The sequence below is a fragment of the Paenibacillus sp. J23TS9 genome (genome assembly GCF_018403225.1).
Classification (GTDB): domain Bacteria; phylum Bacillota; class Bacilli; order Paenibacillales; family Paenibacillaceae; genus Paenibacillus_AQ.
Genome location: NZ_BOSG01000001.1, coordinates 1 through 12,880, shown reverse-complemented (window position 1 = coordinate 12,880; position 12,880 = coordinate 1). Strand labels below are relative to the sequence as shown.

At 48.1% G+C, this 12,880-nt stretch carries 10 protein-coding genes, 10 tRNA genes and 2 rRNA genes; 2 read left to right on the top strand and 20 right to left on the bottom strand.

What is annotated here, in order from left to right:
• From ruvB to KJS65_RS00095, 4 genes are all read right to left on the bottom strand, one after another.
• Positions 1–1,005: a Holliday junction branch migration DNA helicase RuvB gene (gene ruvB / locus KJS65_RS00110; protein ID WP_136606748.1), complete on the bottom strand. Its 1,005-nt coding sequence runs from the start codon at positions 1,003–1,005 to the stop codon at positions 1–3.
• 35 nt (positions 1,006–1,040) lie between these two features.
• Positions 1,041–1,655 carry a Holliday junction branch migration protein RuvA gene (gene ruvA / locus KJS65_RS00105; RefSeq protein WP_213648048.1) on the bottom strand — a complete coding sequence of 205 codons (615 nt, stop codon included), beginning with the start codon at positions 1,653–1,655 and terminating at the stop codon, positions 1,041–1,043.
• Positions 1,652–2,155 carry a crossover junction endodeoxyribonuclease RuvC gene (gene ruvC, locus KJS65_RS00100; protein ID WP_136606750.1) on the bottom strand — a complete coding sequence of 168 codons (504 nt, stop codon included), beginning with the start codon at positions 2,153–2,155 and terminating at the stop codon, positions 1,652–1,654. Before ruvC ends, ruvA begins: the two co-directional genes overlap by 4 nt.
• Before the next feature lie 123 nt (positions 2,156–2,278).
• Positions 2,279–3,181, bottom strand: coding sequence for a LysR family transcriptional regulator (locus KJS65_RS00095; protein WP_213648047.1), 903 nt, complete (start codon positions 3,179–3,181; stop codon positions 2,279–2,281).
• Between the two features lie 118 nt (positions 3,182–3,299).
• Between KJS65_RS00095 and KJS65_RS00090 the strand changes: the two genes are divergently transcribed.
• Positions 3,300–4,367: a branched-chain amino acid aminotransferase gene (locus KJS65_RS00090; RefSeq protein ID WP_213648046.1), complete on the top strand. Its 1,068-nt coding sequence runs from the start codon at positions 3,300–3,302 to the stop codon at positions 4,365–4,367.
• Between the two features lie 183 nt (positions 4,368–4,550).
• Here KJS65_RS00090 and KJS65_RS00085 read toward each other — a convergent pair whose 3' ends face one another.
• The 5 genes from KJS65_RS00085 to KJS65_RS00065 form a co-directional block, all read right to left on the bottom strand.
• Positions 4,551–5,627: a Gfo/Idh/MocA family protein gene (locus KJS65_RS00085; protein WP_213648045.1), complete on the bottom strand. Its 1,077-nt coding sequence runs from the start codon at positions 5,625–5,627 to the stop codon at positions 4,551–4,553.
• A gap of 383 nt (positions 5,628–6,010) precedes the next feature.
• The gene (locus KJS65_RS00080; RefSeq protein ID WP_244864336.1) at positions 6,011–6,679 is read right to left on the bottom strand and encodes a BofC C-terminal domain-containing protein; all 669 of its coding nucleotides are present in this window, start codon (positions 6,677–6,679) and stop codon (positions 6,011–6,013) included.
• A 100-nt stretch (positions 6,680–6,779) separates the two neighbouring features.
• Positions 6,780–6,853: transfer RNA gene (locus KJS65_RS00075), tRNA-Pro, on the bottom strand.
• A 147-nt stretch (positions 6,854–7,000) separates the two neighbouring features.
• Positions 7,001–7,795, bottom strand: coding sequence for a Nif3-like dinuclear metal center hexameric protein (locus tag KJS65_RS00070; RefSeq protein ID WP_213650572.1), 795 nt, complete (start codon positions 7,793–7,795; stop codon positions 7,001–7,003).
• 168 nt (positions 7,796–7,963) lie between these two features.
• Entirely contained in the window at positions 7,964–10,018 is a 2,055-nt protein-coding gene (locus KJS65_RS00065; protein WP_244864335.1) for an alpha-glucuronidase family glycosyl hydrolase, read from the bottom strand.
• 463 nt (positions 10,019–10,481) lie between these two features.
• Here KJS65_RS00065 and KJS65_RS00060 point away from each other — a divergent pair, with 463 nt between their 5' ends.
• Positions 10,482–11,135: a GntR family transcriptional regulator gene (locus KJS65_RS00060; protein ID WP_213648044.1), complete on the top strand. Its 654-nt coding sequence runs from the start codon at positions 10,482–10,484 to the stop codon at positions 11,133–11,135.
• A gap of 174 nt (positions 11,136–11,309) precedes the next feature.
• Here KJS65_RS00060 and KJS65_RS00055 read toward each other — a convergent pair.
• The 11 genes from KJS65_RS00055 to KJS65_RS00005 all read right to left on the bottom strand — a co-directional run.
• Positions 11,310–11,389, bottom strand: a tRNA-Leu gene (locus KJS65_RS00055).
• Between the two features lie 10 nt (positions 11,390–11,399).
• Positions 11,400–11,473: transfer RNA gene (locus KJS65_RS00050), tRNA-Arg, on the bottom strand.
• Between the two features lie 7 nt (positions 11,474–11,480).
• Positions 11,481–11,555: transfer RNA gene (locus tag KJS65_RS00045), tRNA-Gly, on the bottom strand.
• 16 nt (positions 11,556–11,571) lie between these two features.
• A tRNA-Lys gene (locus tag KJS65_RS00040) sits at positions 11,572–11,647 on the bottom strand.
• Positions 11,648–11,799: 152 nt separating this feature from the next.
• Positions 11,800–11,876: transfer RNA gene (locus tag KJS65_RS00035), tRNA-Asp, on the bottom strand.
• Between the two features lie 71 nt (positions 11,877–11,947).
• Positions 11,948–12,021, bottom strand: a tRNA-Met gene (locus tag KJS65_RS00030).
• A 25-nt stretch (positions 12,022–12,046) separates the two neighbouring features.
• Positions 12,047–12,122: transfer RNA gene (locus KJS65_RS00025), tRNA-Val, on the bottom strand.
• 147 nt (positions 12,123–12,269) lie between these two features.
• Positions 12,270–12,344, bottom strand: a tRNA-Glu gene (locus tag KJS65_RS00020).
• 4 nt (positions 12,345–12,348) lie between these two features.
• Positions 12,349–12,424: transfer RNA gene (locus tag KJS65_RS00015), tRNA-Asn, on the bottom strand.
• An 8-nt stretch (positions 12,425–12,432) separates the two neighbouring features.
• Positions 12,433–12,549 (bottom strand): 5S ribosomal RNA (gene rrf, locus KJS65_RS00010).
• Positions 12,550–12,761: 212 nt separating this feature from the next.
• Positions 12,762–12,880, bottom strand: a 23S ribosomal RNA gene (locus KJS65_RS00005); the annotation flags it as partial.

Sequence of the window (12,880 nt, the reverse complement as noted above, 5' to 3'; positions counted from 1 at the left end):
TCAGCGGATTTCCGGCATCGGCAATCCCAAATGCTGATATGCCGCAGCCGTAACCATTCTGCCGCGTGGAGTCCGCTGCAGAAACCCGATCTGCAGCAAATATGGCTCATACACATCCTCGATGGTCTGGCTTTCTTCCCCTATGGTAGCCGCAATGGTATCCAGTCCAACGGGCCCGCCTCTAAAGCTGTTGATCATCGCCGTGAGCATTTTATAATCGATCTGATCCAATCCACGCGGATCCACCTGAAGCATCTTCAGCGATTCCTCCGCGATGGTCGGCGTAATCATCCCGTCACCGCGAACCTGGGCATAATCACGTACCCGTTTCAGCAAACGGTTAGCAATACGAGGAGTCCCTCTGGAACGCAGGGCAATCTCTTCGGCAGCATCCCCCACGATTTCAATGCCAAAAATATCAGCTCCTCGCGATACGATATAGCTGAGCTCATCTACCGTATAAAACTCGAGACGGCTGACGACGCCGAAACGGTCGCGAAGCGGAGCAGACAAAAGCCCGGCACGGGTCGTAGCCCCAATCAACGTAAATGGAGGCAGATCCAGGCGCACTGAGCGAGCACTCGGGCCTTTGCCAATCATAATATCCAGCGCAAAGTCCTCCATCGCCGGATACAGCACCTCCTCCACAGTCCGGTGCAGCCGATGAATTTCATCTATAAACAGCACATCGCCTTCCTGCAGATTGGTCAGAAGCGCTGCCAGATCACCAGGCCGTTCAATGGCAGGACCGGATGTAGTGCGCAGATTCACCCCAAGCTCATTTGCAATAATATTAGCCAGCGTTGTTTTGCCAAGCCCCGGAGGTCCATACAGCAGCACATGGTCTAAAGCCTCGTTCCGCATTTTTGCGGCCTCGATGTAAATCTTCAAATTTTCCTTGATCTGGTTCTGTCCAATATATTCATTTAAATACCGGGGGCGAAGACTGAGCTCCACCGCCTGGTCATCCATCATTAGATTAGCCGAGATAATACGGTCATCCATTTGTGTCGCCCTCTTTCTGCAGCACTATTGCTCTACTAACCTGCATAGAGCAGCTTAAGCGCCTTCTTCATCAATACATCCACCGAATCCCCAAACGACGTGTCATCCTTGATTCTAAGCCACACGCGGTCCAGCTCCGGATCGGTATAGCCGAGTGCCTTAAGACCTTCACGCGCTTCCGACCAGGCTGATCCATCCCCTTCCTGCGGCTCCGGTATTGCAAACAGCCCCGTAGCCATGGAGGCAGTACCGAATCCGTCCAGCTTGTCCTTCAAATCCAGGATCATGCGCTGCGCCGTTTTCTTGCCGATCCCGGGGAGCTTGGTCAGGAACGTAATGTTCTCCTGATAAATCGCCGTCACCACATGATCCGGTGTACCTCCAGCGAGTATTCCCAGCGCTACCTTGGGACCGATACCGGATACATCAATCAGCTTGCGGAACAGCTTCTGCTCTTCACGGGTAGGAAAACCAAACAGCAGCATAGCATCCTCACGCACATGATGATGCGTGTATACTGTCACAGGGCCTTCTGATTTGGCAAATATAAAAGGATTAGGGCAGAATACGCGGTATCCCACCCCTTGAACGTCAAGTACAATATATTCATTCTCCAGATGAGCGACAGGTCCTCTTAAAAAATCGATCATTTTCGCAATACCTCATTTATCTTGGAATTTAAAGTATACGAATGGGCATGGCAAATCGCCACCGCCAGGGCATCCGCCACATCATCGGGTTTAGGCACAACCTGCAGCCGCAAGAACATCCGTACCATTTCCTGAACCTGCTTCTTCTCGGCTTTGCCGTAGCCTACAACAGCCTGCTTAACCTGCATTGGTGTATATTCACCTATAGGCAAGCCGCGCTGCGTTGCAGCCAAAATCAGAACCCCACGTGCCTGGCTGACCGACATCGCGGTCGTTACGTTCCGGTTGAAGAACAGCTTTTCAAAAGCAACGCTGTCCGGTTTATATTTGTCAATGAGCTGTAGCATGGCTTCATATACATGCAGCAGCCTCTCTTCATCGGGTGTATGTGCTTCCGTCTGAATACAACCATATTGTACCGGAGTCACTTTGCTGCCGACCTTATCGATAAATCCAAAGCCGACAATCGCAATTCCCGGGTCAATTCCTAAAATACGCAAATGAACTCTCTCCCTTGCCATAAAGCGAACATATGTATTCGTTCTCTTCATTATAATGTAAAACTTCCTATCAAGTCTATGACCCTCTTGAAAGAAGTAGGCGCGCGTTTTGAAAGAGTCCGTTTACGACAGCGAATTTCCGACAGGATCGGACGGATTAAAGGTTTGCGTGAGTTCACGGATAAAAGCAAGCATCGAAGCGTTCATAAACTTCTGCTTGCGGTAGACAAGGCCGACCTTTTTCTGAAGCACCGGGTTAACGATGGGGATGATATGAAGATCCGAGTGAATCATGGATTTCAAATAGGATTTGGGCAGAATCGTGGCCCCCACACTGAGACGGACCAGCTGCAGCATGGAGTCCATGGTAGACAGCTCGATGATCGGCTGCAGGCGAATGCCTGCTTGTTTACTGTAGGCGTCGATCATTTGCCGTACCAGAAACTTTTCCGGAAACAATACGAGAGGCTCCTGAACGAGCTCCTTCAGCATGACCGATTCATTCCAGGCAAGCCGGTGCAAGGTGGAAACCGCGAGACTAAGCTCCTCGTTGTACAGCTCCATGCTGACCAGGTGTTCATCATCCAATGGCAAAAAAACCACTCCAAGATCCAGTTTATTCTCCAGCAGACCATTTTTGGTCTCTTCTGTCGCGAGCTCATGCACCGAGATGGAGATTCCAGGCGCCTTTTGATGAAAAGAAATCAGGGTTTGCGTCAGCAGATGATTGCCCGAGCATCCGATCCTCAGTTTCCCGCGGGCCATTCCTTTAAGCTCATTAATCTCGGTCTGCGCTTGCTCAAGCTCATGAAAAATATTTTGCGTATGCTCCCTTAACGTCTGCCCCGCTTCCGTAAGAAAATTGCGTTTACCAATGCGGCGGAACAGTGGCGTACCCACTCTTTCTTCTAACAACCGTATTTGCTGACTGAGCGTAGGCTGACTGATTCCAAGCTTTACAGCGGCCTTGGTAAAATGAAGTTCCTCACAGACTGCCATAAAATATTCAAGCAGACGAAAGTCCATGGTCCGATCCTCCATTATAGTTGATAACTATTATTTTAATTGATAACATTGAATTGACCAATCATTTTTTGTTAACTATAGTAAACATATTATATACGTACGATAGGAGCGCGTGACCATGAACGAGGAGATCAAAGTTCAGTTAACCACCAAGCCGGCCGAGAAACCAGACAGCAAAAATCTCAGCTTCGGCAAGTATTTTACGGACCATATGTTCATTATGGATTATCACAAGGATATGGGCTGGTATGATCCACGAATTGTCCCTTATGCACCGATCGTTATTGACCCGGCAGCGATGGTATTCCACTACGGCCAGGCGGTTTTCGAAGGCATGAAAGCTTATTTGACGGATTCCGGGAAGGTTCTGCTATTCAGACCCGACCAAAACATGAAGCGTCTCAATCGTTCCAATGATCGTCTGGGCATTCCGGAGATCGATGAGGATTTTGTCATTCAAGCCATCAAAAAATTGATTGAAGTAGATAAAAGCTGGATTCCGACAGAAAAGGGAAATTCGCTGTATGTCCGTCCATTTATTATCGCGACTGAGCCTTGCCTTGGAGTGCGTTCCTCTTACACCTACCAATTGATGGTCATCCTTTCGCCGGTTGGCGCCTATTATTCCAGCGGCCTTGAGCCCGTCAAAATCAATGTGGAAAGCTCCTATACCCGCGCCGTTCGCGGCGGAATCGGCTTTGCGAAAGCGGCAGGCAACTATGCGGCAAGCATCAAGGCCCAGGAAAACGCAAAAAAAGAAGGATACTCTCAGGTTCTGTGGCTGGATGCCATTGAAAAGAAATACATCGAAGAAGTCGGCAGCATGAACATTTTCTTCAAAATCGGCGGCAAGGTCATTACTCCTGCCATTAACGGCAGCATCCTTGAAGGCGTAACCCGCAGCTCTGTGCTTTCCCTTCTTCAGGAGTGGGGAGTCCCTGTGGAGGAGCGCAAGCTTTCCATTGAAGAAATCTATGATGCCTATAAACAAGGCGAGCTCGAAGAAGTCTTTGGCACCGGAACGGCAGCGGTCATTTCGCCGGTCGGCGAGCTGCACTGGAATGAGCATACGATGGAGGTCAATAACAGCGAAATCGGCGAACTGTCACAGAAGCTGTATGATACCATTACGGGCCTTCAATCCGGCAGCCTGCCAGACACAAAAAACTGGACCGTTACTTTTTAAATAAGAGCAATTCAAAAATGGGGTGTTCCAAGAGGTCATTACGACCTGAAGGACACCCCTTTGTTATTTTGCAAGCAAAACTTATTTAAAGAAGAGGTTGTCCCGGTCTTATAACCATTGAACAGCCTCTTCATGTATTACCGGTTATTTTAATGAATGCATGAAAGCACTGGGCACAGCATGTTAATTTTTTGGCTCATACATATCGAAATCTTTGATCACTTCGCGGGTACGGGCCGCTTTAAACACATTTTCAATCAAATTCAGAACGCGCAGAACTTCGCCGTTTTTAACAATCGGTGCCGCAGTGCCTTCTACAACGTCTGCAAAGTTATCATAAAAGCTGCTCTCGTGTTCGAACGCTTTAGGCAGAGCTTCTGTCAGAGTCGCCTCTTCGGATGGAGGAGCCATCGTTTTGGTCAATCCAACACCGGCTTTGATCGGCTTCGGTTCGATTTTGCCCACTTCGTGGTTCTGAACGACGGAACGTCCGGTCAGCGACCAATCCTCAATGACTGCGGTCCCTTCTGTTCCTTTTACATACCAGCGCGGAAGTGTAATGAAATTGGTAGTGCCTACTTCAACCATGGCAGTCACACCGTTTTCAAATTCCAGAACGGCATCAAATCCGTCATCAACTTCGTCGCCCAAAATAAAGCTGAGACGGCTGGTTACGCTTGTAATTTTGCTGTCGATCATGAATACGAACTGGTCCAGGAGATGGACACCCCAATCCAGCAACATGCCGCCACCGTAAGCTTCCAGATGCCGCCAGTCCCCCGGAATACCGTTGGCTCCGTGTACTCTGGATTCAATCTGGAACAGATCGCCGATCGTTTTCTTGTCATACATCTCTTTAATAATTCGGAAGTCCTCGTCCCAGCGGCGGTTTTGATGAACCATCAGTACGCGTCCCGCTTTCTCTGCAACAGCCATCATTTCTTCAAAATCCTTCACATACATCGTAACCGGCTTCTCACAGATGACATGCTTTCCATGTTGCAACGCAGTAATAACCAGTTCTTTATGAACGTCGTTTGGTGTAGCAATCAAAATGACATCGACCGCCGGATCATTTAATACACCTTCATAACTTTCGTATGCTGGATATCCATCTTCTCGCGAGGCTTCCTGGCGTGAGGCCAGTACATCATAAGTACCTGTGACCTTCAGACGTTTGTTGTCCAAAATTAGTTTGGCATGGTAGCTGCCCATACCGCCATATCCTACAATGACTACAGAAAGTGCTTGTGTGCTCATGATTACTCCTTCTCCCTCTCGTTTTGGCGGCACATGGTCCATCCGACGCAGGTCCTTAACGAAGGAAGGGCGCCGTCCCCTGATGTTGATTCAACACTTAACCAGTCCGCATAATTTCAATATGGTTCTATCGTAAAGGATAATCGCGAAATTTAAAATGAATAATATGCTAAAAACATGAACAATCCGGTTATTTTTTTCACCAAAATTCCACATTGATATACTTTTCAGTTTCATGACCGATACATTCCCCATGAGATGTACAAAGAAATCCCCTCAGCTATAGACATTTGGTGCGGTTCACTATAGATTCATTTTTCAAAAAAAGCGACCTATCCAGTTGAAACCGGATTAGGCCGCTATTTATTTTTCCTATATAATGATTATCCTTCACGAGCATAATCGCTGAAAGTTGACAGCACACTGTTATACTCATCTATATCCTGAATACGAATACCGTCGTACAAATGTCTCAGTGCATCATCAGGCAAGGAAGACTCCATGGAGTTGATGTCCAGTTGAAAGAATGTCTTGATCACTTTGTCTTGTACAGGAGGACCATCGAATAAAGACAGATTACCATCCCTATCCAGACTCATATACGCCCGCTCTTTGCAGGTGGGTGAAAGATCCAAAATCGTCTCGTTCAGTATCACTTTCCCCTGTCCGGCGAATTGTCCTTTCCAGGATGGATGCTCATTAAGGAGATTGTAGATCTCATCCGTATTTAATTTCCCGAGAGTGCGCTCCTCTTCACCACAAACATAGCTATGCCGCACCGTAACCTCGTTCATTTCCTTGGACTTGTTCAGAGCCTTCCAAAAATTCACATCCTCCGGCGTATCATCCATCGCTTCGGCTTGCTGATAATATTGAAGCGTCTCTATGGCTACTGGAGGTTTCGTGCTGAGGAGACTTTGCACCCTATCCGGTAAATACATGCTGATCCATACCATTGCGATAACCAGTGAAGATAATCCTAATGTTAACGAACGGCGTTTCCACCACCGCCACTGCTTTTGCAGTTTCTTTTTAATCCGAGATGCATTCACAATAATCCCCTTCTATTCCCTGTCTTTTCTTCTATTGTGACCTGGGGATTACATAATTATACAGCAAAAAAACCACCGAATATCTTCGATGGTTTTCGAATCGGGATGACACGATTTGAACATGCGACCCCCTGGTCCCAAACCAGGTGCTCTACCAAGCTGAGCTACATCCCGTAATGAAATATGTATGACGAATATATGAATCTGGTAAGCTATTGCGAGTTAAACCGTAATAATTGTCTCAACATTCCCTATTATATAGCAGCCAAGCTAGCAGGTCAAATATTTTTTTACAATTGGTTCCTTAACCCTTCTCATCGCTCAAAACAGCTGGAACAGCGGATCTTCCTTGATATAGTGCACGGGAATATCCGGAAACATCGCTCTTAATCTGATCGCCAACGCTTTCATGCCGGGCTCCTCGCTCTCGGCGTGACCCAGTATCATAAGCGCTTTGGGGCTTCCTTGGCGAACCGCCTCCCTTACATACTCCGGTGTCTCCCATTCCTGTCCCTCTCCATAAATCACCAAATCTGCATGTTCCCTTTCGAATAAAGGAATCGCGAGGGAACCGCTGCCCCGGTATCCCGCCAACATGCCAATCCTGCTGAAGGTCATGTCCAGATCCCCAATGATACGTACATAGGAAACGCCAAGTCTCTGCTTAACATGTTCTGCAATGTCCTTAAGCGGGAGGGAAGGGATGTTTAGGAGAGAAGCCGAAGGTTGATGCTCGCTAACATAGGGCTCCCAGGCAAGCTCACGGATCAAGCCCTCCGTGATGCCATCCGGTTTGTAGCGATGCCAATAGTCATGAAAGCGGAATATCGCAACCTTCGATTCTTCTATGAACCGCTTCTTCGCCAGATGGATCATGTCAGCTCTTCCCTCTGCTTCATCATCGTGATGCGAAAAAAACAGTCCTTCATGCGCAATGACCAGGTTGGCCTTACGCTCCAGCGCTTGTTCGATCACATGCCGGGTGGGCATGAAAGAAGTCACGATACCCGTGACCTCCGTGGACGGATCGCCGAATTTCAAGGTGTCTACCGTTTGCTCCAACCTGCCGACTGGTTCAATCAGCGCATCCATGACCATTTGCACCGTTGTCTTCATCATTTCACTCCTCTTCCAAGTTCTAATGAATCCATGCCTCAAATTGCAATAGCCAGAAAAAAGGTCCTAAACATCTAGGAATACTCAGGTCCTTCTTTTTGCAGCAAATCATCGCTTATGAGTAGCCCATTTGGATATATCGATCCGCCCCGTTCGGCCCTTCCATCTTTAATAAATGTGACGGCCTTGAGCGTCCGGTATTCCCGATTTTCGATAAAAGTATGTATTGATGACATCCCGCCACTGCTTCGCATTGTTCTCTTGCCAACCCAGCCGTTCCGCGATTTGTTCGAACCGCACGGGGTCCATCTCATTTTTCAACTCCTGCCAGCGGTTGATCCATACCTCAACCCTCTCCACCCCTTCGAAATGGGTGTCATAAATATGCTGGATTACCGTTTTGCCCGATTTCAACTTATGAGTGTAGGGGACATGGTGAAAAAATAGGAGCAGTTCGTCAGGACAGGTATCTAGCGATTCATAACGTCTCCCATTTACGGGAGCATATTGCGCGGTATAACCGGTTCCCGTGGAAAGCGTCCGGTTCACGCCGATTCCATGGCAGTCGGCAAAATGATAGGTTCCCCATTTGGAATACTCATATCCGTCCACATCGACGGCATAGTGGTGGTGTGGCTGCATCATCCAGCCTACGCCGAGTGGAGCCGTGTAGCTCTCATAAATAGACCAGGATTGCAGCAGCAGCTCCGTTACCACTGCAGCAATACGTCCCTCGCAGCCAAAGGTCAGCAAGCTCCATTCATTAGCGATTTCTTCCGCCGTCAATTCCGGATCCCAAGCCAACCGTCCAAATCCGAATAGGTTGGCCTGCGCCAGGTGATGACCGGTCCAATTGTCGTCATTGCCAATGTTAGAAACGCCGGTAATTCCGCTGTGACGATAAGGATGGAGCTCGCCGGCGGCGATTCGTTTCACGGTGCTGCCCGGTCCTTTCAAATAAGTATCAAAGTCCAATGCTTGTTTCCATTGCGGCACAAGGAAGCATACATCCCGCTGCTGTCCGGTATATTCCTGCGCGATTTGGAATTCCATCATTTGATTGGTATGCTCCATGGCACCGAACAGGGGAGATACGGGCTCCCTTACCTGAAAATCCATCGGTCCGTTCTTGACTTGCAAAATAACGTTATCCCTGAAGCGGCCGTCCAGTGGACGGAAATGATCATATGCTGCTCTCGCCCGGTCTGTGGAGCGGTCCCTCCAGTCCTGATGACAGTCGTAGACGAAACATCTCCACAGTACAAGGCCCCCGAAAGGCGCTAAGGCATCTGCCAGCATATTCGCTCCGTCGGCATGGTCACGACCGTAGGTGAACGGGCCTGGGCGGTTCTCGGAATCCGCCTTAACCAGAAAACCGCCAAAATCGGGAATAATCCGGTAGATCTCCGCCGCTTTGTTACGCCACCATGTTCGTACTCCTTCATCCAGTGGGTCGGCGGTTGACAGGTCCCCCAGTTCCATCGAGGCTGCATAATTCACGCTCAGAAACAAACGAATGCCATACCGTCCGAACATGCTTGCGAGCTTAGCCACATCCGGCAAAAAAACATCGGTAATCAGCTTCGTTTCCTCATGATGAACATTGACATTGTTGACGGCAATGGCATTGATGCCTACGGAAGCCAGCAGCCTGGCATAATCACGTATCCGGTCGGATGCCAGAAGAATACGGTTCTCGCGATAGAAAATGGAGCCTCCGGAATAGCCGCGTTCCACGGTTCCGTCCATGTTGTCCCACTGGTTGATCATGCGTAAGGCATTTCGCGGCGTATGCGCAATGCTCAGATTTTCCAGTTCCGCCTCGGTGCCGAGCAGCCGCAAGAAATGATACACAGCGTACAGAAGCCCCTTTTCGGAACCTCCATAGAGCACCGCATACCGTTCGGCTCCTTCACCACCAGATCGTATGGCATATCCTTCCTCTGCAATCGAATGCGCTTTCAACTCTTGTATCATGGATTCCGTGGCAAACCGCGCTCCAAGCACAATCATCGGCTGACCGGATTCTACCGTCAAATCGGGATGAATACCCGTGTATGACACAATTCCGTTCATAAGTTCCTCAATTGCCACGCCTCCCGTTACCTGTTTGGGATTTACACTTGCGGTAACACATCCTAGTAAGGGCCGAGCGTCTTCGATCCGCGCTCCTTCCTTCCATCGATCTTCTGTTAACCAAGCCTGATAACCTCGTGATTTCAACTTGTTCCTCTCCTCTCATATTCTTGCATGCATGCCGCCAAGGTGCTCGCAGTGAACCATATTCTATAAGTCAGAGTAGTACATACACTTTGAAAAATATATCCCTTGCCCTGACCAGACTTATTTGTTTCTTAAGGTTCCGAAGATGCAACCCTCCTGGAGGGTGCACAGAAAGTACTCAGTATTATAGAAGCTGCAGTGGCCTGCCACGACGAAGAACAACACTAATTTTAAAGTTTCGATCAATCTTGTATACAAGATTGATATTATCATAATCATCCTTTATAATTCTGTCAATCAGACATTCCTATTGAATCTTAATATAATAAGTTAGATCAGACATTCCTATTGAATCTTAATATAATAAGTTAGAATGGTCTTCCCCTCACGTAATGGATCATTTCTTTCATGCTTTCATTGTTGTATACTAGATAGGAACACTTCACACGGAAGCAGGGATACCATGTCCACTAAAGCAGAAATCATGCAGCAATTGAAAAGCGAAATTCTGGCGTTAAACTTGAAACCTGGAACCATCCTCAGCGAAACCGCTTTGTCGGAACGCTTTCACATCTCACGAACTCCCCTGCGCGATGTGCTGAAGCAGTTAGCTTTGGAAAGCTATATCGATATCTATCCCAAAAAGGGAAACTTGGTCTCCTTTATTGATTTGGACTCGGTCGAACAGATGATTTACCTGAGAAGCACACTAGAGAAGGAAATTATCAAAGACCTTGCCGTACAGATGCCTCTAAGAGGCAACGTTGAACTGACACAGATCCTGGAGAAGCAGCAAGTGGCCATCCAACGGGAGAACGCGCATGAGGCTTTTCTCGAGTGGGACGACGCCTTCCATAAAACCTTATTTACTTTGGCAGGTCGTGAATTCCTATGGAACTTGATTCAACAATATAATGTGCATTATATCCGTTACCGCAGGCTGCATTTACTGAAGAGAGAGAAGCTGGAGGAAATCCGGAAGGAGCATCAGTTAATGCTGGATTGTATAACAAACCACAATCAGGAGAGCATCGACCAACTCGTACATCATCACCTGCATGAAGACATCAATGGGCGATATCTTCAAGAGAATTTTGCAGATTATATAAAAAAATGAATTTCTCAAAAAGTTCTATTACAAATTCATTTCAACAGGCTTGCACCTGCAGTGTATGTAATTAACTCAAGCATTAGATTACTTTTTCTGCAGTTTAAACAATTATAACGACAAAAACGCTGATCGGACAGCGTCCATCAGCGTTTGAATCAATCTTGCATATTAAATTTCGTATGCCGGTGAAGGGACTCGAACCCCCACGGTTTCCCTCACGATTTTGAGTCGCGCGCGTCTGCCAATTCCGCCACACCGGCTTAAAGAAAACGCGCCCTAAGAGATTCGAACTCCTGGCCTTTTGATTCGTAGTCAAACGCTCTATCCAGCTGAGCTAAGGGCGCAAATATTTGGAGCGGACGACGGGAATCGAACCCGCGACCCTCGCCTTGGCAAGGCGATGCTCTACCGCTGAGCCACGTCCGCATATAAATTATAAAACTGGTGAGCCATGAAGGACTCGAACCTTCGACACCCTGATTAAAAGTCAGGTGCTCTACCAACTGAGCTAATGGCTCTCAATTAGTAAATACTAAATTGATGAGTCAATCTTAAAATGGCGGAACCGACGGGATACTCTCACTTCGTTCGAGACTGCGATGCAGTGCTAACGAAATTGATGCTTCGACGAACCCGATAACCGGATTCTCATCCCTGAAGCTAAATTAAATGGCGGAACCGACGGGATTCGAACCCGCGATCTCCTGCGTGACAGGCAGGCATGTTAGGCCTCTACACCACGGTTCCACGGCCTTATTGGGTCCCCGGAAAGTATTCGGAATATGCCGCAAAGCAATTCTTCACTTTTTGGGGATAAATTGCGGGGGCAGGATTTGAACCTGCGGCCTTCGGGTTATGAGCCCGACGAGCTACCGGGCTGCTCCACCCCGCGTCAGTAATAAAAGTATAAAGTTTTATGGTGGAGGCTGAGGGGTTCGAACCCCCGACCCTCTGCTTGTAAGGCAGATGCTCTCCCAGCTGAGCTAAGCCTCCATGGGATTGTATTCTTGTGTAGAAATAATTAATGGTGACCCGTAGGGGATACTCTTACTTCGCTCGAGACTGCGATGCAGCGCTACCGAAGTTCATGCTCCGACGAACCCTTATGGATTCTCATCCCCAATCGAAGCGTAAAATTAATGGTGACCCGTAGGGGATTCGAACCCCTGTTACCTCCGTGAAAGGGAGGTGTCTTAACCCCTTGACCAACGGGCCTTAATGGCTCCCCGAACAGGACTCGAACCTGTGACAACTCGATTAACAGTCGAGTGCTCTACCAACTGAGCTATCAGGGAATATGTATGCTTGGCGGCATCCTACTCTCCCAGGACCCTTCGGTCCAAGTACCATCGGCGCTGGAGGGCTTAACGGTCGTGTTCGGGATGGGTACGCGTGGAACCCCTCCGCCATCGCCACCAAACAGGATTTTTGCGCTGTCTTCGCTTCGATGATTACTCACCAGCAAAAGATCCATCCTTAAAAAGGACATGCAGCTTAAAAATCAGTTCAGATGTTTGATCACCTGAAAACTAGATACGAAACGAATTTGCGTGTTTAGAAATGGTCTCCGTAGCCCTTACTCCGTTGCAAAGCGTAACGCTTCCGAAGTAAGTTTCCCTACGGAAAACTTTTTAGGATAAGCCCTCGACCGATTAGTATTGGTCAGCTCCATGCATTGCTGCACTTCCACCTCCAACCTATCTACCTCGTCGTCTTCAAGGGGTCTTACATACTGGGAAATCTCATCTTGA